Genomic DNA, 23,523 nt, shown 5'->3' with positions numbered 1-23,523 from the left:
ACAGGTGCAAATCAAATTGTCGCGATTTTGGCTAAAGCCCTGTTTTAATGGCCCTTTATCCGTTGGCTAAAGCCAACGGCAATGAACTGATAAAGAATTGCCGCCCCTTTTAAGGGGCGGGTAAGAATAAATAAGAAACTAACGGCTTTAGCCAAAAGATCGTGGCGACAGTTTGATTTGCACCCGATTGCAACTTCCGTTTAAGCATCTGACTAAAATTTTATAGTTTCGCAAAATTATGTTGACTGTAGAAAAAATAGGCGGCACCTCTATGAGCGCGTTAGCCGATGTGATTAAAAACATTGTTTATTTTAATGACCAGCCCTATAACCGGGTATTGGTGGTATCCGCTTTTTCGGGCGTTACTAACCTTTTACTGGAAAATAAAAAGACCAAGGCCCCGGGCGTCTATCATCGCATAGTACAGCATGAAGATTTCCATACACCTTTACAAGAGCTAGTTTCAAAGCTAAAGGAGATCAACCAGCAATATCAATCACTAGGGCTTGACTTGGCTATTGCCGATGCTTTTATTGAGCAGCACGTAGCTAAAGCACAAACTTATTTAGAAAGTGCTGCCATTATGCTGGCATCAGGTTATGTTAACGAGGGGGTATTACAAGCCGCCAGAGAGATACTGGCTTCAATAGGCGAAACACATTCGGCTTACGTATTAACCAATATTTTACAAAATAAAGGGCTTAACGCAAGGCTGGTTGACCTGAGCGGCTTTGATGACCAAAAGCCTTTTACTATAGATCAACGCATTAAGGACGCTTTTGCAAACATCGACCTGCAAAATTGTATTTGTATAGCTACCGGCTACACCAAGGGTACCGAAGGCATTATGCGCGAATTTGACCGGGGTTATTCTGAAGTTACTTTCAGCAAGATAGCAGAGATCTTAAAACCGCAGGAAGCTATCATCCATAAAGAATACCATTTATCAACGGCCGACCCGGCATTGGTGGGTATTGATAATGTACAGCCCGTTGGTAATACCAACTATGACATTGCCGATCAATTGGCTGATGTAGGCATGGAGGCTATCCACCCGAAAGCATCAAAACCATTGGAGATAAACGGTATTCATCTCCGCATAAAAAATACTTTCGAACCTGCACACCCAGGCACGCTTATTACGCGCGAATATGTATCGACATTAAAACGTGTTGAGGTAATTACCGGCACCGATCAGCTATTGCTGATAGACATTTACGACCCATTGATGGTGGGCAACGTAGGCAGCGATATGCAAATTATGCAGCTGTTTTACCAACACAATACCAGCTATACCTTTAAAACAACCAGCGCCAATAGCATCACCATTGTTATTTGGGAGAATGATTTCAAACAGGAGCTAATTGACGACTTGCAAGCATTGTTTGAAAAAGTAACTTATGAACCCGTAGCCATGGTTTGCCTGCTAGGCACCAATATGGATCAGCCGGGATTATTGGCAAAAAGTGCTACCGCGTTGGCAAAAAGCGATATCAATATCATCAGCGCCGGTGTTGCTTTACGCAAGGTTAACATCCAATTTTTAATTGCGCGCGAGCAGTTTAAAACTGCAATTATCGCTTTGAATAAAGCGGTTGGGTAAGGTAATATTCATTTGATATCTTCTATGCAATCGATTGCATAAACATGTTACAGTAAGTAACTGGCTGATAGATTTTAATGATTGGATTTTATTTGTAAGTTTACCCTTACCAATATTAACCAACTATTAATAAATTGTTATAAACAAGCCGATGTTTACTTACCCGATGCTGAAAAACCTTGTTTTTTTAAGTTTGCTTTTTATATTTCCGGGCAAACCTCCAATTAAAAAAACTGCAGTAGCTACCCCTAAGTGGGTGCAAATGTTTAATGGTAAAGACCTTGCAGACTGGCACCCCAAGATAAGATACCATGATTTGGATGATAATTTTAAAAACACTTTTCGTGTAGAGAATGGATTGCTGGAGGTTAGATACGATCAGTACGATAATTTTAACGAAACTTACGGCCACCTTTTTTATAAAAAACCATATTCATATTATTTAATAGGTGTTGAGTATCGTTTTGTTGGCGACCAGTGTAAGGGCGGGCCGGGTTGGGCTTTCCGTAACAATGGTATCATGATCCATGGCCAGGCACCCGAGACCATGAAAAAGGACCAGGATTTCCCAAATTCGATGGAGGTACAATTGCTTGGCGGCTCGGGCAAAGGCAATCGCTCTACTGCAAATTTATGTACCCCGGGTACACAGTTTGAAAGGGATGGCAAAATAATTACACAGCATTGCACCGACTCTAAAGCGCAAACTTATAACGGCGACCAATGGGTACGTGTGGAAGCTTTGGTTTTGGCAGACTCATTAGTAGTACATTATGTAAACGGCGAAGAAGTAATGCGCTATCAAAAACCGCAAACTGATCCTCCGAAAGGCGAACATGGCGAAGGCACAATGCTTAAAAGCGGTTCAATTTCTATCCAAGGCGAAAGCCACCCTACCGATTTTAGAAAAATTGAGATCATAGACCTGGAGAAATATGCCAAAAATCCTAAACAGCTTCAGGAAGTGATAGCCAAGTTAATGTCAGAAAAAAGAGTAGCAAAACAATAACACTATACAACAGCAAATACAATGTTTAAATTAACTATAAGCCTTGCGTCAACCCTTATCCTGTTTATGGGAGTACAAGGGTTCTTTACTAAGCCTAAGCCGATGTCAAAACTGGCAGCACAAAACCCGCCTGAATTAAAAATCACGCCATTTACCGGCCCGGATATTACACCAAGCCCTGCTTGTTTAGCAGTTGCACCAACCGGCGAAGTTTTTGTTGGTGTAGACATGATCGGATCGTTAGGTAAAGATCCAGACAAAGGCAGTATTATTAAGCTGATAGACAGCGACAATGATGGCAAACCGGATAAGCATACCGTATTTGCTATGGTAGATAACCCTCGCGGTATAATTGTTAAAGGCGATAAGGTTTTTGTATTGCACACTACCTTCTCTAAAGAAACCAAAAAAGCTACCGGCATGGCCCTTGTAGTTTTTGAAGATAAAAATGGCGACGGCGTAGCCGATGGCCCTGAAAAACCGTTGATAGAAAACTTTAGCAATACCAGGTATCTGCAAGAACGTGGTACCGACCACGCTACAAACGGCATACGGATGGGTATTGATGGCTGGATCTATGTTGGTGTAGGCGATTTTGGCTTTTATAATGCTGTAGATCGTTCAGGCAAAAAATTGACCATGTTGGGTGGCGGTATTGTACGTGTTCGCCCGGACGGAACAGAGATGGAGATTTATACTCATGGTACACGTAACGTATATGATCTGGCTATTGATCCTTACATGAATATTTTCACACGCGAAAACACCAATGATGGTGGTGGCTGGAACATCCGTTTCTCGCATCATATACAATCGGGCGAGTATGGTTATCCAACCCTGTTTCAACATTTTACAGACGAAATATTACCGGCATTAGTTGATGTTGGCGGCGGCTCCGGAACAGGCGCGCTTTATATGGCCGAGCCTAACTGGCCCGAAAAATACACCAATGTGCCTATGATGGCCGATTGGGGACTTAGCATGTTGTACATCCATCGTGTAACGCCTGATGGCCCAACCTTTACTCAAAAGGACGAAGAGTTTATTAAACTACCTCAAATTACCGATTTGGACGTTGACGGATCAGGCAGATTATACCTTTCGGCATGGGATGGCGCGGGTTATAGCGGCAGCCCAAGTAAAGGTTATGTAGTTAGGGTTGTACCTAATAACTGGACCTATAAAGCATTCCCGGACTTGCCAAAAGCATCTGTAAATGAATTGGCAGAACTGTTAAAATCGCCAAGCGCGGTTGCACGTTTAAATGCTTCCCAAGAACTATTGGGACGTTCCGAAAAACAAGCCGCTGCTGCGGCTTTAAAGATCGCGTCAGACAAAAGTCTTCAATTATACAGCCGCGTAGCAGGTTTATATACCTACGCTCAAACAGCAGGCGAAAGCGCAATACCTACGCTGGTTAACCTATCACACGAAAGTGTGATGAGAGAATTTGCGCTACGCGCGTTAACAGATCGTAAAGGATTTTTAAAGAACGTACCTAACCAACCCTTCTTATCGGGATTGAATGACCCTGACCCTCGTGTACGTGTTGTTTCTATAGTTGGCCTGGGCCGTTTGGGTAACGCTGCTGTTGCACCTACCCTATTAAAAACTAAAGTGCCTGCATCATTTGTAGCGCCTGGTAAAGATGTTGCTGAAGGGCCGCATGCTACGCCAAACTCGCCTATTGTGCTTCCGCATTTGGCGGTAAGGGCGTTATTAGCACTTAACGCTGTTGACGCTTGTGTTGCGGCTATCGGCACACCAAATTCAACCCTGGCATTGTGGGCATTACGTTATATGCACGATGAGAGGGCAGTTAACGGTTTAATTGCAGCTTATAAACGTTCACAAAACGCGCAACTAAAAAAACAGATCACTATTACCCTATCACGTTTGTATAAAGAAGAAGCGCCTTATGACGCCTCATGGTGGTGGGGTACCAGGCCGGATTCGCATGGGCCATATTATAAAGCCATACTTTGGAAAGAGTCGCCTGTTATTGAGACATTCTTAAAGGCCCAATGGAACAAAGCTAATGCTAACGGCAAACAATTTCTTACTGATCTGAATTTCCGCCATAGAATGGGAATAGACGAATTTGGTGTAGAAGCAAAACCAATTGCTGCAGGTAACGAGCGCAAAGTAGATTTGGAGAAAATAAAAAACGATAAAGGACAGGTTGGTAAATCATCTATAGAAGATGTGTTATTGGCAGTAGCCAAAATAGAAGGCGACCCGGTTGTAGGTAAGGCCCTATTTAGCAAACAAGGCTGTATAACCTGCCATAGCCTTAACAAGGGCGATAAGTTAAAAGGTCCGTTTATGGGGCAAATAGGTGCTATTATGAATAAAGAGCAAATAGCCGAATCTATCCTTAAACCTAACGCGTCTATTTCGCAGGGCTTTGCTACCAATGTAATAACCGCTAAAGGCAACCAGATCTATATGGGTTTTGTAACCGAGCAAACAGCCGACCAGATTACCTTACGTAATATTACCGGCGATGTATTTACCGTTAAAACAAGCGACATCATATCACGCAAAGAACTGGAAACATCTATGATGCCGACAGGCCTTGCCAACCCATTATCATATAAAGAACTGGCATCGCTGGTTACTTTCTTATCTCAACAGAAAAAGTAATTAGCTATAGACTATAACAAAAGAGGCACCTTTCGGTGCCTCTTTTGTTTGCTTACTATTTCTTCTTTGGTAAAAAATCCTTCTCATCATCCTGGTATTTTACCTGTAGCGCTTTTAGGTGCGCTTTAAGATCGGTTACCGTTGCCTGGTATTCGGGTTTATCATAAACGTTGGTCATTTCGTGCGGATCGTTTTTAAGGTCGTATAGTTCCCAGCCATCAACCGGGTTATAAAAATGCATTAGCGCATATTGTTTAGTGCGGATACCGTAATGGGCAGTCAAATTAAACGATAATTCGTAATAATGATAGTAGATCTCATCGCGCCATTTTTTAACCAATGGCTTTTTATTGAGTAATGGTTTGATGGATTCGCCCTGCATATCGGCGGGTGGCTTTATTCCGGCAAGGTCAAGCAGCGTTGGGGCCACATCAAGGTTTAGTATAAATTGGTTTAATTGGGTACCTGCCTTTATCGCTTTAGGGTAGCGGATCATCATCGGTGTGCGGAATGATTCTTCGTACATAAACCGTTTATCATACAAGCCATGTTCGCCCAGGTAAAATCCCTGGTCGGACATATAAACTACGATGGTATTTTTTGCCAGCCCGGTTTTGTCCAAATACTTTAATACCCTGCCCACATTATCATCTAACGACATAATGCACCGCAAATAATCTTCCATGTAGCGCTGGTATTGAAAGCGGGTTATCTCGGCTTTGGTATGCAGCGTCTTAAATATCTCATACTTTTTCTGATAGGCTTTATCCCATATCACACGCTCGGCAGGTGTTAAACCGGCCAATTCTTTTTTATATTCGCCCGGTGCCCAATTGTTTATTTTGGTTATCTCGCAAGTGTCGCATGGTATTTTGGTATCGTAGCGTATATCCAAATCGTTTTTCATGGTGATGCTTTGGCGTTGCAAGCCGACCTTATTTTTATAATCATCATAAAAACTATACGGCAGTAGAAATTTCACATCGTTGAACTTATCCAAGTATTTAATAGGCGGCATAGCGTTACGGTGCGGGGCCTTATGGTGCAGCATCAAAAAGAAGGGTTTGCTTTTATTATCATCGATCCAGTTAATAGCCATATCGGTAATAATATCAGTTACATAACCATTGTACACGGTATCCTTACCCATTTTAATAAAGCGGGGATGATAGTAATTTCCCTGGTCGGGCAGTATGTTCCAGTAATCAAAACCAGTTGGTGTACTAAACAAATGCCACTTGCCCACAATAGCTGTTTGATAACCATATTGCTTAAATATCTTCGGCAAGGTTTGCTGCGCGCCGTTAAAATAGGTGCCGTTATCTTTCATCCCATTCAGGTGCGAATACTTCCCCGTCAATATAACTGCTCTGCTTGGACTGCATACCGAATTAGTAACATAGGCCGACCGCATTAACGCTCCCTCATGCGCTATCCTATCAATATTTGGCGTTTGTATGAATTTCGATCCGTACGCGCTTATGGCCTGATAGGCGTGATCATCGGCCATGATAAATATAATATTGGGTCTGTCAGTTTTAGGCGATGGGAATTGTTGTGCAAATAGTTGCTGTTGCGATAGCAGCAATAAAAACAAAAATAAACCGGTCTTTATTTTCATTATTTCTTTATCGAAAAACTATACGTACCCGATCCTATTTCTAAGGTTCTATGTCCATCGCTATTTACGGTTGACAGTATCATTTGTATTTTACCAACCTCATAAACCTGACCAGTTGCCGCATCAGGGAAATATACAACCGCTTTGGTATTAGCCGGAATTCTCACCTGTAGCTTAAACTCACTTTTACTGCTTTGCCATGAGGACGAGATAGCGCCATAAGGCGATTTAAAATGCCCACGTGCATAGGTTACATCACCAACCACACTTGGGCGAATGATGATCTCTTTTGATGCTATAATATCTTCGGATTGGCTTATACCGGCCAGGTTATTATAAAACCATTCCATTAAATGCCCTAACATAAAGTGGTTGTTTGACACAAAGCGATAGGCCTGCCATGATTCGGTAAGTGATGTAGCACCATGAGCCAACTGATAACCATAGCCCGGTACATCATCGCGACTATTCATTGCAAATATCACGTCAGATCTGCCTTCGTCTGCCAATACTTTTAATAAGTATCTAAAACCTATATCCCCGGCGGTGATGGCATTATTATGCGCCTGCAGATCCTTCACAATATTATCTACAACAGCTTTTTTATACTGCGGCTCTACCAAACCCATATAAACCGATATGGCGTTAGCTGTTTGGCTGCCTGTAGCGTATTGATTGGTAGCAGTATTAAAGAATACTTTATTATAGTTGTTTCGTACCCGTGCTGCCAGCGCGCCATAATGAACAGCATCGGCTTCATTACCTGTAATTTTGGCTATACGTGTTAAAATAGAAAGGTCATAAAAATAATAGGCCGTAGCGGTTAACGACTTCGGTGTAAGCTGTGCCGGACCTGGATTTTTAGGGCCGATATCAAACCAATCGCCCAAACCATAATCCAGTATGTCATTATTCGCTTTCGATTTTAAATACTCGACATAGCGTTTGATCATATCGTAGTTCTGTACTAATACATCTTTATTACCATACCATTGGTAAAGGTACCATGGCAGGATCACCCCAGTACTCCCCCATTCAGGCGAGTCTACAAAACCACCATCAAATTGCACATATTCGGGCGCTATATCCGGTATCATCCCATTTTCGCGTTGCGATGTGCGGATGTTCTCTATCTCCTGCAAAAACAAGTTGGTCATATCAAAATTATAACGGATAGAGTTCGCCATCAGGTGTGCCTCTTCCAGCCAACCTAATTTTTCACGGTGCGGGCAATCGGTCAATACGCTTACCATATTACTTTTAATCGCCCAGTTAATTAAGGTATAGGTGCGATTAAACAGATCATTAGAACAATAAAAATCGCCTGCTTTTGCGGCACTGTTGCGGATGTGTAAGCCACACAATTCAATTACTTCCGGCAGTTTATTAGCTCCGGCTTGGTTGTGCGGTTTGGCACCTGTTATCTGTAAATATCTAAACCCGTAATAACTAAACTTGGGTTGCCAGGTTTCAATAGCTCCACCTTTTAAGGTATATGCAAAATAATTAGGGGCGCCTGTTGCTTGTTGTGTAACCAGGCCATTATCATCCAACAACTCGCCGGGCACTATTTTTATGGCAGAGCTTTTTGCTCCCTTTATTTTTAGCTGCGGTATGGCTGATGAGTTTTGCCCCAGATCATAAACCCAGGTGCTGTCATTGGGGTGAGTGATCTTTTTTGTAGTAAGCGTATCCATCACCGTAACCGGGTCAGCAATTTGCGCCTTTAAGCGTGGCGATCCGTTAACAATCAGAGCCCGTTTCCAAGCGCTATCGTTAAAATTGGCGGTGTTCCAGCCGCTTTTTTCTAGCCTTGCATCGTAGTCCTCTCCCCCGTAAATACTTGAAAAGGTAATAGGCCCGGCGGTAGTTTTCCAGCTTTCGTCAGATATCACATTCTCGATACTGCCATCACTATATTCCAGTTTTACCAGGCATATCATTTTTGGGTAACCAAATGCCCCGGTTATTTTTCGGTACCGCTCGCGCGGAATGTAATACATACCGTTGCCCAACATTACACCAATGGCATTTGAGCCGGGTTTTAGTTGTTTAGTGATATCAAAACTAACATACATAGCCTCTTTATCATAGCTTGTCCAGCCGGGGTCCAAAAAATGGTCGCCAATTGTTTTGCCGTTTAGGCTTGCTTCAAAATGCCCTAACCCGCTAATAAATAAGGATGCTTTTTTTATAGCTCTATTAACTTTAAAATCCTTACACATTAAGGGCAAAACATCCTTACCCGGCCCTAAATTCTTTGGGCCATTGCCATGTATCGCGGGTACAATACGTTGTGCTGACGGTAGCTCCTCATAAGCTATCCATTTAGCGCCTTTCCAGTCGGTTGTCGATAAAAGGCCCATTTGCCATGATGAAACCGCGCTCCATGCGGATGCTTCTTTTTTATTATCCCAAACACGCACTTTCCAATAATAGGTTTTAGCAGATTGTAACTCCTTACCCCCACAAGGCACCATTATAGATTGGTCTGAATTTACTTTATGCGAATCCCATACATTGCCTTGGTTTTTATTAATTGTCGATAAATTATCAGCAACTATAATTTGATAGCCGGTTTGTAAAACATCGCGTTGGTCAGAATTTAGGTTCCAGCTTAGTTTTGGAGCAACAGCGTCAATGCCCAATGGGTTAGTTTTATTTTCGCATGTTAAATTATTTACGGTTAAGTGCTGTGCATTTACCATACAACTGAACATTAATAGCAAAGCCGCGCCTATATATTTCATAACAAATAAGTAATAATTGGTTATCTAATATAAGTTTTAACTTATCAGAATTAACTTAATAATAGAAATTAATTAGAGGTCGGCACCTATTTTTTTGTGTAAAACCTAAGCCTCTCCAATAAGATGTAGGGTTTTGCTGTCGGGTTCGCCGTTAAAAAATTTATCCAAGATAGATTGAAATACCGGATAAGCATCCGGCAATGAAGCAAACAACGTCATGGATGATTTAAGTTTCATATCGTCCGGACTACCAAATATGGCATAGGCATCATTGCTTTTTAATTGCAGCAGGGCGGTGCAGATCTCAATCAGGCGTTGACCTAAAACCGGATGCTGGATATAAGCTTCAGCTTCATCCAGGCTTTTTATGCCATAACGTTTAGCCATCTCGCTAAAGCCCAAACCCTGGATCTGCGGAAAGATATACCACATCCAATGGCTGCGTTTGCGGCCATTTTTAACTTCTGCAAGGGCAATAGCATAGTCCTGCTCCTGGGCTTTGATAAATCTTTCTAAATCTTCCATAAGCCAATTACAGCAATAAATCAGCCATTTTCAAAGCATTAATTTAGCCAAACAAATAATACATTTGTTAATAGCCATTTATAAAACCCCTGTTAATATGCAGTTCGTAAAAGTTTTACTATTGATCATACTTGTTTCATGCACTCAATTAGCCATATCTCAGCAAAAAACATACAATATAACCAACTATGGGGCTAAGTTTGATCTTAAAATAAATAATGCGGCAAGTATCCAAAAAGCCATAGATGCGGCAGCAGCAGGTGGTGGTGGCAAAGTGCTGGTACCTACCGGCGTATACATTACCGGCCCAATAGTACTTAAAAATGGCGTAGAACTGCATTTGGATGACAACGCCATTTTAATGGGGAGCAGCAAACGGTTAGATTATCCAAACGACCAATTATTTGTAATATCAGCCCGTAATCAAAAAAACATAGCTATAACGGGCAATGGTATTATTGACGGCAATGCGCACGAGTTAATGGCAGACGTTTTTAAATTATTGCGCGCCGGTACAATTATAGATCCTGAATATTTGTTAAAACGACCAACTGAACGAAACCGGCCCGAGATTATATCACTGGTTAGTTGCAGTAATATTGTTGTTAAGGATATCACTTTGAAAAACTCGGCCTCATGGGTGCAGGATTATACTAACTGTACCGATATGCTGATAGACCATATAAAAGTGGAAAGCACCGCTTACTGGAACAACGACGGCATTGACCTAACCGATTGTAAAAATGTAAAGGTTAGCAATTCATTTATTAATTCGGCTGATGATGGGATTTGCCTTAAATCGAGCGATAAAAACTCATGGTGCGACCATATAACCATAACTGATTGTACTATCCGATCGAGCGCCAGCGCGTTTAAATTAGGTACCGGCTCTACCGGTGGTTTTAAGAATATTACCGCCCGCAATTTGACTATTTACGATACTTATCGCTCTGCCATAGCGTTGGAAACCGTTGACGGCGCATTTATTGACAATGTAGACATCAGAAATATTATAGCCAAAAATACCGGCAATGCAATATTTATACGGCTTGGTCATCGAAACAAAGACAACCGCTATGGCTCCATCAAACACGTTTACATAAGTGATGTTAAAGCTGATATACCAAACGCCAAACCCGATATTGGTTACCCGATAGAAGGCCCCGCGCCAAAACCACTTATACAGAGAAATTTAACATCTGCCATAATCGCCGGTATTCCTGGTCATGCAATTGAAGATGTAACATTGGAGAATATAGAGATAACTTACGGAGGCGGTGGCAGTAAAAATATAGCTTATGTTAGTACCGATTCTTTGAACTATGTAAAAGAAAATATACCAGGCTACCCCGAGTTTACTATGTTTGGCGAGGTGCCATCCTATGGGTTATATGTTAGGCATACCGATAACATCAAGCTAAAAAACATAAAATTGCTATTAGCTGCTGATGATTTTAGGCCTGCGTTTATTTTTGACGATGTAAAACAAGTTGCCATACAAGGCCTGAGTTTACCTGCGACAACCACCTTGCCGGCTATTATTTTGAACCATATTACCGGGTCATCATTAAAAGAATTAAATATACCCGCCGACAACCGTTCTATAAAAAAACAATAACCTACGGCCGGCTTGCTATACCTGTTCCAAATTTATAATTAGGTTTACTGCCCATTACAATTTTCATAGTACCGCCTTTCATCATATTAGTATAGGTGATATAGCTATAAGGGTAATTTTTGCCGTTGAGCGTTATTTTTTGGATATAGATATTTTGCTCATTATTATTTACGGCTTCTACAATAAATGGCTTGCCTGATGTAGTTTGCAGCGTAGCCTTTTTAACAACCGGGCTGCCAATAACATATTTGCCCGAAGCCGGGAATACCGGGTAAAAACCTATTGACGAAAACACATACCATGCCGACATCTGTCCGCAATCTTCGTTACCGATAATTCCATCGGGATTATTCAGATAAAAGTTTTTCATGATATAACGCACTTTCTCGGCGGTTTTCCATTGTTGGCCGGTAAAGTTGTACAGGTAAGTTATATGATGGCTGGGCTCATTACCATGCGCGTACTGGCCTATTAAACCAGTCAAATCATCCAGCCCCTTAATATCACTTTGAACGGTAAACAAACTATCCAATTTATTATTAAATTGTTTTTCGCCACCTAACAGATTTACCAATCCTTTAACATCTTCGGGCACTAACCAAAGGTACTGCCAGGCGTTACCTTCGGAGTATTCATTACCGCCTGATTTAAAAGTCGAAAACTTAGCCGGAAAAGTTCCATCGGCAAGCCTGCCTCTCAAAAATCTATCTTCGGGGTTAAAATAGAGTTTATAATTTTTTGATCTTTTCAGGTAGTAGTTGTAATCGTCTTCCTTTTTTAATTGTTTTGCCATTAGCGCCGTACTGGCATCGCTTATAGCATATTCAAGCCCCCTTGCTGTAGAGCTGCCGATGGTATTTGAAGGGATATACTGAAAATCCTTAACATATTTTAATCCTAACAGATCAAGATTAGAGGTAGTTTTTATAGCATCAAACGCTCTATGCGCATCAAAACCTTTAATTCCTTTCAGGTAAGCCTCGGCAATTACCTGCATGCTGCCAATGCCAACCATTGTGCCGGTTTCATTACCCATCAGGTGCCAGATAGGTAAACGACCCTGCTGATCATAAATAGCCAGCATAGAGTTAACCATGTCACCTACCCTTTTGGGTTGTGTAAGCGTATAAAGCGGGTTTGCCGCGCGATAGGTATCCCATAAAGAGAATACTGAATAATTAGTAAAGGGCGCATTTTTATAAACTTTTTTATCCGTCCCCCTATAATCGCCATTATGGTCATTAAACATGGCAGGGTCTATCATAGTATGGTATAATGACGTATAGAAAATACGTTTATCTGATAAATTAGAAGTTTCAACTTTTATGGTACTTAACTCTTTGTTCCATTTAGCATCAGCCTGTTTTGCTACGCTGTCAAAATCCCAGCCGGGGATTTCGGCATTAATATTATCCAGCGCGTTTTCTGAACTTACCGGCGATATACCAACTTTTAATTTTAACGTAGACGGGGCCTTGTCAAAGCTAATGAGACCCTTAATGGCGTTGCCCTGCCCACTATTTCCATCTAATAATTGGCTGTTATTATAAACCGCGAATTTTGTCAAAGGCTCTGATGAACGGATAGCAAAAAATATCCATTGATCTTTAGCCCATCCTCTTGATTTACGATAGCCTTCCAGTGTATAGGGATCAACCTGTTTAATATAAGTGTCTGGTGTTTGGTCGTTAATCCCTTCTTTCAGATCAATAATTACATGCGCTTCCTTGCCCGCAGGGAAATGATATTGATGAAACCCAACCCTTTCGGATGCTGTAAGTTCAACATCAACATTATGATCTAATAACTTAACCGAATAATACCCTGGCCGGGCCTTTTCTGTCGCGTGCGAGTAACGCGACGCGTACGATCCTGTTTCTATTTGCTCATGATCTTTAGCGCCGTTCAACCCTTTAATTACCCTTACACCTTTATCTAGTTTCACACCGCCGGTATACGGCATCATTAAAATATCAGCCAGATCACCAATACCGGTCCCGCTTAAATGTGTTTGAGCGAAACCTATCAATATACTATCGGCATAATTATAGCCCGAGCACCAGTCCCAACCTTTATATAAATTATCGGGCCCAATCTGTACCGCGCCAAAGGGTACGCTTGCACCCACAAACACATGCCCATGGCCGCCTGATCCAATATATGGATCGACAAACGAAGTTAGCTTTTGTGCATTGGCTTTATTAATTGCACTTATTGAAAACAGGATCAACAGTGTAATTAATATCTGTTTATAGTTGCGGGAAAATTTCATATCAGGGTGTGGATTATTGGTTGATCAAACATAAGGAAACGAGCTTGTATATACAGAACTTTATAAGCCGAATTATTTGGTAGCTATTTTATAATTACGGCAGATGTTACCTGAAGCTTTACTTTTTATCATCTACAGATACCAATAAAACCGCATCGGCTACAACAACACCGTCCGCGCCCTGGTTAGATACCTGCACATAAGCTTTTTTACCTGCTGAAAACTGACTTATACCCATAGCTACCCATTCGCCCGATGTTTGGCCCACCACCTGTACATCTTTTTTATTGATGGTTTTTGCAGTGGTGTTTTGTCCGTCAAATATTTGTACCTGAGTGATGGTAGCGCTATGCGATACCTTGGGGACATATATATAAACCTGGTATTTGCCTGCCTTTTTTATTTGCGGCATAAACTTAATTTCGGTGGGTGCCTTTGCGGTATCCAATAAAAATGACGGACCGTAGCCGCCTACGGTTTCGCGTTTCCATTGGCCTGTTTTAATGATATTTTCGGTATCATCATTATCAACCAAAATTTCGGCGGTGCTATGGTCAACTAGTGGATTATTAGTTAATTCGGACTGCAATTGTTTAATATCTATTTGTTGCACGCCAACTTTTTTATCAATAGCCTGGCAAGCCGCAACAGCAGCCGACTGCGCCAATACCATAAACACTGGCTCCATCCGTATAGACCCATAGGCCATGTGGCTGGCAGACAAACAAACCGGTACCAATAAATTATTGCACTCCGCATTTTTAGGTGTGATAGACCTGTAAGCTATTGGGTACGGACTAATGCCCCTCAACTGCACATCGCCCTCATTCTTAACCATGCCATTAACCACCAAGCGCTCTGCATTGTGCGAGTCCATATTGTAAGCACCCATCCCTACTCCATCTTCAACTACTTCTTTACGCAAGCAGTTTGCTTCGGTCATGGTGTAGGCACCTAACATACGCCTTGCTTCGCGCACATATAGCTGCGGGGTAAAGTTGCCGTTGTTGATGTACTCGTCTTTTGGGTAGCCCCATTTAAGCATTTGCTGGCGCAGGTTTAACGGCATACGCGGGTCATGGCCTACAAAATACAGCAAGCCCTTGGTATAAACTTCATGATCTTTAATAATAGCCGTACGGGTTGCATAATCACCATCAGGATAGGCATAATTCATCCCTATCATATCGGTACTAAAAGGGCCATTATTGTTAATATCCGTTTTATGATTTGGCATCATATCCGGCTTTAAAAACGCGCTCCAATCTTTTGATGGTTTGGCGGCAAGGTAACGTAGCAACAACTCGTAATGTGTCGAGTCATACCCTTCAGGTTTGGTAATGTCTACCTTATTGGCCGGGTCATTGGTTAGGCAAAGCCTGAAATTGTAAGATTGGATCTTTTTGTCGCCACTGCCAATTGGTGCCAGCGTTTCATTACTTATCCCCCAAAGTAAACCACTCTCGGGCTTACCCGGAATTTTATATGGATCAATACCATCAGGAAACTGGTGCCCCTCTCTTATCTCAACCCCATTAACCGTTTCGTTATAAACAGAATTTGCTTCACGGCCCGTGGTGTAGCTAACACCAGCTTTAGCCATTAAATCACCCTCGTAGGTACAATCTATAAACTGGCTTGCTTTTATGATTTGGGGTTTTGATGCAGGATTTATCGAGTTTTCCAGTTCGATAGCCGTAATATGATTACCGGCTTTACTTACCTTTCTAAGTCGGTTATTATAGATGATCTTAAAGTTTCCTCTTTTTACATAGTCCAGGAAAATTGTTTCGGCTACTTTTGGCTCAAAGGTCCATTGCTCAAACTTGCCGTAATGTTGGCCTATGCGGCGATAAAAATCGCGGGCAAGGCCGGTAACTACGTATTTATTGCCAATGTCGGTAAAACCTAGTCCACCTGTTGAAAGGCCGCCCAAACGATTACCGGGTTCAATCAGCACCACACTTTTACCCATTTTAGCAGCGGCATAAGCTGCAATTACGCCTGCCGATGTGCCGCCATAAACGCATACATCAATTCCCGCCACTTTGGGCTTTGATTGCGCATACGCCGAATTAAATAACGATATAAAAGCGAGATGAATTAGAAAGGCTGATCTGTACATTTTCTATTGGTTAGAGAATAGTAAATGTCGCATAATTATTTTAGTTTGAAAATTTATAACTGCCGGTTTTAATATCAATACTCCATGGCTTTGGTTCATTTAGCCATAGCTTACCATTACTAATCTCTAGCGGCATCCATAAATAGCGCGAATCCCATTGTGCTTTTGGGTTCCATTTATCTGCCATAAAAATTACAGTAGTTGACTTTGTACCAACTACCTTTATCATCATGGTGGATTGCGACTGGTAAGTTTTGGTTTCCGGTAGTGCAATATCTTTAAATTCACTCCATGGGCCTTCCAATGACGTAGCTGTAGCGTATTTATTAGCATTAGGATTCCAACCTGTTAATGATGATCCGATGGCGTAATATAAACCATCATAATGAGCTATTGCCCCGCCTTCTAAAGGCATACGCACCAGGCTCATTTCTTTTTCAACGCCCATGTAGTCATCGGCTAGTTTAACTATATGAAATCCAAGCGCACGATCTTCGAAAACTAAATATGCCGTGCCGTCATCATCAATAAACTGCCCTATATCACGGCTTTGATGATCTAATGGCCTAAAGCTTTTTACGAATGTAAAATTGCCATCGGGTTTATCGCTCACCGCAATACCCACCCTTGCATACTGGTAATTCTTGGTATCGAGGTGAAAATACATGACATATTTTTTGGTTGGTTTGTTGTAATAAACTTTGGGGCGTTCTAATATCCAGCCCGCACCTAAATTCTCGGGGTCAGACATTTTCACAACATCACCCTTAAATTTCCAGTTCATCAAATCTTTTGATGAATAACAGCTTACGTACCGGTAACCGGGGTCTAATCCTTTTGAGCGTTCCTCGCCATACCAATAATAAGTATTTTTAATTTTAATGATACCGCCCCCATGCGCCTGAATATGGTTGCCCTTATCATCAGGCCATACCGCTCCCGGATCAATAACTTTGTTTTGTGCAAGCCCGGTTAATGATAAAAGCAAGAACAATGTAAATAGCGAGGTTCTCATCTGACAGGTAATTATTAAAAATTATTCTATCACCCTATCCAAATGCGTATAGCCGCCATCCACATGTATCAACTGCCCGGTAGTATGGCTTGATACTTCTGATAGCAGGAACACTACCATATTGGCAATCTCGCCGGCAGTGGTCATGCGTTTTCCTAACGGGATGTTTTTTACAATATCTTTTAGTTTTTCTTCGGGATTCGGCAGTGTCTTGATGAACATTTCATAAAGCGGTGTCCAGCATTCGGCTACAATTACGGCGTTTACCCTTATCCCATACGGTAAAAGTTCAACGGCCCATTCGCGGGTTAAGGCATTGCGGCCACCATTTGCGGCAGCATAGGCCGATGTATTTCCCTGCCCGGTATCGGCCACTTTAGAGCCGATGTTTACGATATTACCTTTTGATTTTTTAAGTTCGGGCAACGCGTATTTAGCCATCAGATAGTAATGTACCACGTTACGATGCAGGCTGCGTATAAAATCATCGTAGTTGCCTTTTTCCAAGCCAACGCTATCATTAACACCCGCATTGTTTATCAGGCCTTCAATACGGCCATATTTGGCTATTACCGCTTTTACTGCATTTTCACATTGGTCGGGGTCTGTTAGTTCGGCAACTACCTGGAAGGCTTCATGACCTTTTGCTTTCAGATCATTCACGATCTTTAAATTATCTTCTTCTTTACGGCCAATTATTACGGGGATAGCGCCCTCATTTGCCAGTAATCTAACTATACCTTCGCCAATACCTTTAGCACCACCGGTTACTATAACAACTTTATTTTTTATCTGCAGATCCATCTGTTTGTATTTTATTCTGTTTAAAGACTATAAAATTTAATCGCGTTATCACCCCAAAACTTACCCTGCTCATTCGCAGAAAGTTTGGCGACATATCCTTCACTAATGCTTAGCATTTCGCCATAAGTAGCAGCTACCCGACAAACCGGCCAGTCTGACCCAAACATTACCCTGTTGGCACCAAAAGCTTCAAATACCACATCCATATAAGGCGTAAAATCTTCGGGCTTCCAGGCTTTCCAATCGGCCTCGGTAACCATGCCTGATACTTTACAGCTTACGTTTTGGTTTTGGGCTATGACCTTCATATCCTTTGCCCAATCAGTAATATCACCATCTTTGATCTTTGGTTTTGCCAAATGATCTATTACAAAAGGCTGATCAGGGAAAGCTGCCGCAAACTCATTAGCATACCCCAACTGATCGGTATAGATCAAAATATCATAAGCATATTCAAATTGTTTTAGTTTAGATATACCCCTTTTAAAATCAGCATTTAGCATGTAGGCTCTATCAGTTTCGCCTTGTAAAATATGGCGGAAGCCTTTTAGTTTTTTAAATTGCTGATAGTAAGCTAATCTATCTTCAATATTTTCGGCTTTAAAGTCAACCCAACCTACAACGCCTTTTATAAAATCGTGCTTTGCAGCATCATCTAAAAGCATGGTATTTTCTTCTTCGGTTTGATCTACCTGTACTGATATACAACCATTAAAACCATATTCTTGCAAAATAGGTTCCAGATCTTCGGGCAAAAAATCTGCCTGGATGATCTCCATATCGCCATTGATCCAGGCGTGTTTTACCGGATCATAGTTCCAAAAGTGTTGATGTGAATCAATTCTTGGCATAGGCTTTTAACACTTGTTTTGATTCGCCTAAGCCATCAATACCCAGTTCCATTACATCGCCCGCTTTTAAATATATGGGTGGGTTAAAACCCAGGCCTACGCCCGCAGGTGTACCTGTTGATATGATATCGCCAGGCAAAAGCGTCATGAACTTACTTACATAAGCTATAACAAATGGCACATTAAATATAAAGTTTGATGTATTGCCATCCTGCATTGTTTTGCCATTAACTTTTAGCCAAAGTCGCAGGTTATTAATATCGCCCAACTCATCAGGCGTTGCCATAAACGGACCAACCGGCGCAAAGGTATCGCAACCTTTACCCTTATCCCAGGTACCGCCGCGCTCTATCTGGAACTCGCGTTCTGATACATCATTGTGCAAAGCATAGCCCGCCACATAATCCAGCGCGTCAGCCTCATCAACATAACTTGCTTTTTTGCCGATAACAACAACCAGTTCTACTTCCCAATCAGTCTTTACCGAATCTTTAGGGATGATCACATCATCATTAGGGCCAACCAACGCGGTAGTCGATTTCATGAACAATACCGGCTCGGCAGGTGGGGTGGCACCGGTTTCTTTAGCATGATCTGCATAGTTTAAACCGATACAAAGTATTTTTGACGGCCTGGCAATAGGGCTGCCTAAACGCTCGCTATCATTTACTTTTGATAGTTTGCCTTCATTATCAGTCAGGAATTTTTCAAGTCTTGCTAGTCCGTCAGTTTCAAAAAACTGCTCGTTATAATCTTCGCCGAAGGCGGATGTATCGTATTTGGTATCGTTAATAATTACGCCGGTTTTTTCTTTGCCGGGATTACCCCATCTTATTAGTTTCATTGTAGTGTGTTTAGCCTCACCCTAAATCCTCTCCAAAGGAGAGGGACTTCGATGCAGGGTTTATATTTATTTTCTTTTTTTTATAATTCTTTATTCAACCCCCTCTCCTTTGGAGAGGGTCGGGGTGAGGCCTAATTGTTCAATTTAACAAAGCCGCCATCCAACAAATAATCGCAACCGGTTACAAAACCTGCTTCATCACTGCATAAGTATAATGCTAATGAGGCAACCTCTTCCGGTTTACCCATGCGGCCTATGGGTTGGCTTTTTGATAATTTATCAAATATCGCGTCCTCTTGCCCTGCATAGTTTTTAGCGATAAAGCCATCAACAAATGGTGTATGTACACGTGCAGGTGATATACTGTTGCAGCGGATATTATCGTTCAAATAATCGCGCGCTACGGATAAGGTCATGGCAGATACCGCGCCCTTACTCATAGAATAAGCAAACCTGCTGGTGATACCAACCACCGCGGCTATTGATGCCATATTTAAAATAATACCGCCGCCTTGATTTTTCATTGCCGGGATAGCAGCGTACAGCGAGTTGTATACACCCTTTACATTGACATTAAATATCCTGGTAAAATCTTCTTCACTGGTTGTAGTGGCCTCGCCAATATGGGCTATGCCTGCATTATTAACCAAAATATTGATCTCGCCTATTTTACCATACGTATCAATAATTTGCTGCTGATCGCTCACGTTGCAGCTATACGCAAATGCAGAACCACCCTCTTTCGCTATCTCATCAACCGTATCTTTTGCGGCATCAGCATTTAATTCGATGATATGTACAATAGCGCCTTGCTTTGCAAAAAGCACCGATATCGCTCTGCCTATCCCACTGCCGCCGCCGGTTATTACAGCCGATTTTCCTTTTAAACTGAACATTATATTTACTTACAGATCAAAAATTTTATTCATTAACACCCATTTCTCGCCGGGTTTAGCGCCGGGTAGCGCCTGTTGGTATTTCCACATCAGGTCTTCCCACTCTTGTACTTTTGGATTGGCCGCATCTGCCGCACCTTTTTTATCAAAGCTGAAACTAGCATCCGTTTCCATTATCATAAACAAACGGTTAAAGCACCGGTATATTTCCAGCCCGGTGATACCACTGCAGGTAATACTCTCCTGTATCTCGGGCCAAATCGACTCATGATATTTTTCGTATTCGGCAATTAATTGCGGGTCGTCTTTCAAATCAAGCGCTAAACAATACCTGGCCATATTAGTGTTTAAATTCAACTTTTACTGAAGAGTTATCGCCACCCTTAACAAGATAGCCTTTCCAACCGTACCAGGCTACAACTATAAAGCAAATCAATGGTACGCTATAAGATGTAGCTGTCGAATATTTCTCGGCCAATAAACCCATTGCATAGGGCATTAATGCACCGCCAACTATCGACATAATAATAAATGATGAGCCTTTTTTTGTATGGTGACCTAAATCTTTTACACCTAATGCAAAAATTGTTGGGAACATGATCGATTCGAAAAAGAAAACTCCTAATAATGCGTAAACAGATAACCATTCTTTATTAGCTATAACCAATACACACAATAAAACGTTAATAACCGCATATATGGTTAGTAATTTATTAGGTGCAACCACCCGCATTAAAGCAGTACCAACAAAGCGCCCTGCTGTAAATAATATTAAACCAGCCGAAAGTAAACCGGCAGCCTTGGCATTGCTTATACCTATACCTGCTTCGGTGCAATAATTAATAAATAGTGCTGCAATACCAACTTGCGCTGCTACATAAAAAAATTGCGCTATAACACCATTGGTAAAATTACTATGGTTAAATAATGGTTTTTTAATTTGTTCTGTTGACGAAACTATTTCGTCTTCTTTAATTTCGGGTAAAGGAGTACGTATAAATAGCGCGGCAATGATCAATACTACTATACCAATAATAATATAGATCATTTTAACCGAATCAAGATTACTACTTCCTTTTTCACCACCAAAAAACAAATATGCTGCTATTATAGGGCCTAAAAAAGAGCCAACGCCATTAAAGCATTGCGAAAGATTTAACCTGGTTTCGGATGTTTCAGGACTACCTAAAACAGTAACGTATGGGTTTGCAGCCGTTTCTAAACAAGTTAGACCGGATGCAAGGATAAACAACGCAATAAGGAAAAAATTAAAACTTGATTGTTGTGCGGCAGGATAAAATAAAAATGCACCTGCTGCATAAAGTAACAAGCCCATAATAATGCCTTTTTTGTACCCATATTTATTCATGAAAATACCGGCTGGTAGGGCTATTAAAAAATACGCGCCAAAGTATGCTCCTTGCAACAAGGTTGACCTGCTTTTAGTAATGTTTAGCGTTTCCTGGAAATGTTTGTTGAGTACATCAAGTAACCCGTACGCAAATCCCCACAAAAAAAACAACGAGGTTACTAATACCAGTGGTATCAGGTATTTATTTTTCTGCATAATTAAGTTTAGTTTATAAATGGTTATAACAAAGAAAGCATATAAAGCAATTGCAAAGTAATGTTTTATCGTCAAATTATTAAACAATATTGGCATGGGCAGGCCAATTGTATCAATAATTAGCCAATTTATAGTTGATAACCGGACATTTTTCAAGTAAAATCTACGCAATCGTTGCCGGTTGCAATTTTAAAATTGAAGTGCTTTTAATAAACCGTATTTTTGGCTGACTTCTATAAACCAGGAGTTTGTTTTGGTTAATTTAATTGCCCCATTAATCTAATAATGTATAAGCCTGCTACCATAAAAGATATCGCACTTGCATTGAAACTGTCACCTTCAACCGTGTCAAGAGCTTTGCGTGATGGTTATGAAATTAGTACTGCCACCAAAAAGGTTGTTATGGAGTATGCAAAAAAGGTTAACTACCAATCAAACCCAATTGCATTAAGCCTTAAAAACCGGCGCAGCTATTCAATAGGCATAGTAGTACCTAAATTGGCTAATAGTTTTTTTTCGCAGGCGATTGCAGGTATTGAATCTATTGCTTACGAGCGGGGTTATCATACCATCATCACGCAAACACATGATTCGTCCGAAAGAGAATTGATCAACGTTAATCACCTGGCGCAACGCTCGGTTGATGGGTTGTTGATATCCATGTCGGCAGGCACATCTGATTATGGCTTTTTAAAACAACTGCATAATGATGGGTTGCCAATAGTTTTTTTCGACAGGATCATTGATGAGATTGAAACGTTTAAGGTAACGTCTGATAATTTTAGCGGTGCGTATAAAGCCACTGAGTCCCTTATCAAATCTGGACGTAAAAAAATAGCGCTGCTATCAAACGCTCCCCAGCTATCTATCACCAATGAGCGACTATCAGGCTACATGAAAGCGTTGGCTGATTACCACATCCCTTTCAGGGCCGAATTGATAAGAAATTGCAGCAAAGGCGGCAATGATTACCAGGAAGTTGAAGACGCGGTTAAAGACCTGTTAGCCACGCCAAATAAACCCGATGCGATATTTATCAGCAGTGATCGTATCAGTATATCCTGCATAAGAGCTTTAAAAAACCTAAACTTCGATCCAAAAGAAATAGCTATTGCCGGTTTCTCCAACTCGGACGTGGTAGATCTTTTACACCCCTCGCTATCCTATGTAAAACAAAAATCTTTCGAAATGGGTCAGATCGCAGTCGAAATGTTATTGAGATTAATCGAAAGCAAATACCCCATCACAGAATTTGAAACAAGAGTCCTGGATACAGAACTACATCTGATCAAGTAACAGATCAAACGCATTAAAAAATTTATTTTTTACAACCAATGTTATTAAAGGCGGCTCCTATGGAGCCTTCATTTTTGGATG

17 protein-coding genes are annotated in these 23,523 nt (G+C 41.3%); 5 read left to right on the top strand and 12 right to left on the bottom strand.

Features of this window, described 5'->3' with window-relative positions; all coding sequences use genetic code 11:
* The first annotated feature begins 238 nt into the window (after nt 1-238).
* The 3 genes from JWQ34_RS04025 (at nt 239) to JWQ34_RS04015 (ending at nt 5,258) form a co-directional block, all read left to right on the top strand.
* Nucleotides 239-1,603, top strand: coding sequence for an aspartate kinase (locus JWQ34_RS04025; RefSeq protein ID WP_299354222.1), 1,365 nt, complete (start codon nt 239-241; stop codon nt 1,601-1,603).
* A 166-nt stretch (nt 1,604-1,769) separates the two neighbouring features.
* Nucleotides 1,770-2,612, top strand: a complete 843-nt coding sequence (locus JWQ34_RS04020) for a DUF1080 domain-containing protein (protein ID WP_299354219.1) — start codon at nt 1,770-1,772, stop codon at nt 2,610-2,612.
* A 21-nt stretch (nt 2,613-2,633) separates the two neighbouring features.
* Complete coding sequence (locus JWQ34_RS04015; protein WP_299354216.1) at nt 2,634-5,258, top strand: c-type cytochrome; 2,625 nt, start codon at nt 2,634-2,636, stop codon at nt 5,256-5,258.
* Between the two features lie 55 nt (nt 5,259-5,313).
* Here JWQ34_RS04015 and JWQ34_RS04010 read toward each other — a convergent pair whose 3' ends face one another.
* The 3 genes from JWQ34_RS04010 to JWQ34_RS04000 all read right to left on the bottom strand — a co-directional run bounded on the left by JWQ34_RS04010 (nt 5,314) and on the right by JWQ34_RS04000 (nt 10,154).
* Nucleotides 5,314-6,879 carry a sulfatase gene (locus JWQ34_RS04010; RefSeq protein WP_299354213.1) on the bottom strand — a complete coding sequence of 522 codons (1,566 nt, stop codon included), beginning with the start codon at nt 6,877-6,879 and terminating at the stop codon, nt 5,314-5,316.
* Entirely contained in the window at nt 6,879-9,629 is a 2,751-nt protein-coding gene (locus tag JWQ34_RS04005) for an alpha-L-rhamnosidase (protein WP_299354211.1), read from the bottom strand. Before JWQ34_RS04005 ends, JWQ34_RS04010 begins: the two co-directional genes overlap by 1 nt.
* Before the next feature lie 105 nt (nt 9,630-9,734).
* Entirely contained in the window at nt 9,735-10,154 is a 420-nt protein-coding gene (locus JWQ34_RS04000; RefSeq protein WP_299354208.1) for a DUF1810 domain-containing protein, read from the bottom strand.
* Nucleotides 10,155-10,251: 97 nt separating this feature from the next.
* On the opposite strand from JWQ34_RS04000, the gene JWQ34_RS03995 reads away from it, so the two are divergent.
* Nucleotides 10,252-11,772, top strand: a complete 1,521-nt coding sequence (locus JWQ34_RS03995; protein ID WP_299354206.1) for a glycosyl hydrolase family 28 protein — start codon at nt 10,252-10,254, stop codon at nt 11,770-11,772.
* A gap of 1 nt (nt 11,773) precedes the next feature.
* Here the strand turns inward: JWQ34_RS03995 and JWQ34_RS03990 are convergent, their stop codons facing one another.
* The 9 genes from JWQ34_RS03990 to JWQ34_RS03950 all read right to left on the bottom strand — a co-directional run bounded on the left by JWQ34_RS03990 (nt 11,774) and on the right by JWQ34_RS03950 (nt 22,146).
* Complete coding sequence (locus JWQ34_RS03990; RefSeq protein ID WP_299354203.1) at nt 11,774-14,044, bottom strand: GH92 family glycosyl hydrolase; 2,271 nt, start codon at nt 14,042-14,044, stop codon at nt 11,774-11,776.
* A gap of 118 nt (nt 14,045-14,162) precedes the next feature.
* Nucleotides 14,163-16,169, bottom strand: coding sequence for an FAD-dependent oxidoreductase (locus JWQ34_RS03985; protein ID WP_299354200.1), 2,007 nt, complete (start codon nt 16,167-16,169; stop codon nt 14,163-14,165).
* 40 nt (nt 16,170-16,209) lie between these two features.
* Nucleotides 16,210-17,184, bottom strand: coding sequence for a family 43 glycosylhydrolase (locus JWQ34_RS03980; protein ID WP_299354197.1), 975 nt, complete (start codon nt 17,182-17,184; stop codon nt 16,210-16,212).
* A 21-nt stretch (nt 17,185-17,205) separates the two neighbouring features.
* Nucleotides 17,206-17,988 (bottom strand): SDR family oxidoreductase, encoded by a 783-nt coding sequence (locus JWQ34_RS03975; protein WP_299354194.1) that lies wholly within the window; start codon nt 17,986-17,988, stop codon nt 17,206-17,208.
* A 20-nt stretch (nt 17,989-18,008) separates the two neighbouring features.
* Nucleotides 18,009-18,839: an amidohydrolase gene (locus tag JWQ34_RS03970; protein ID WP_299354191.1), complete on the bottom strand. Its 831-nt coding sequence runs from the start codon at nt 18,837-18,839 to the stop codon at nt 18,009-18,011.
* Nucleotides 18,826-19,683: a fumarylacetoacetate hydrolase family protein gene (locus tag JWQ34_RS03965; protein ID WP_299354189.1), complete on the bottom strand. Its 858-nt coding sequence runs from the start codon at nt 19,681-19,683 to the stop codon at nt 18,826-18,828. The genes JWQ34_RS03970 and JWQ34_RS03965 overlap by 14 nt, the downstream gene beginning before the upstream one ends.
* 131 nt (nt 19,684-19,814) lie before the next feature.
* A complete protein-coding gene (locus JWQ34_RS03960) occupies nt 19,815-20,579 on the bottom strand; it encodes a glucose 1-dehydrogenase (protein ID WP_299354185.1) in 765 nt (254 codons plus the stop codon).
* 9 nt (nt 20,580-20,588) lie between these two features.
* A complete protein-coding gene (locus tag JWQ34_RS03955; RefSeq protein ID WP_299354182.1) occupies nt 20,589-20,918 on the bottom strand; it encodes an L-rhamnose mutarotase in 330 nt (109 codons plus the stop codon).
* A gap of 1 nt (nt 20,919) precedes the next feature.
* Nucleotides 20,920-22,146: a sugar MFS transporter gene (locus JWQ34_RS03950; RefSeq protein ID WP_299354179.1), complete on the bottom strand. Its 1,227-nt coding sequence runs from the start codon at nt 22,144-22,146 to the stop codon at nt 20,920-20,922.
* A gap of 285 nt (nt 22,147-22,431) precedes the next feature.
* On the opposite strand from JWQ34_RS03950, the gene JWQ34_RS03945 reads away from it, so the two are divergent.
* The gene (locus tag JWQ34_RS03945; RefSeq protein WP_299354176.1) at nt 22,432-23,442 is read left to right on the top strand and encodes a LacI family DNA-binding transcriptional regulator; all 1,011 of its coding nucleotides are present in this window, start codon (nt 22,432-22,434) and stop codon (nt 23,440-23,442) included.
* The last annotated feature ends 81 nt before the right edge of the window (nt 23,443-23,523 follow it).

Source organism: Mucilaginibacter sp. (assembly GCF_028288185.1).
In the GTDB taxonomy this organism is placed as follows: Bacteria; Bacteroidota; Bacteroidia; order Sphingobacteriales; family Sphingobacteriaceae; genus Mucilaginibacter.
The sequence above is the reverse complement of the archived record's forward strand: the minus strand, read 5'-3'. Positions and strand labels throughout refer to the sequence as shown.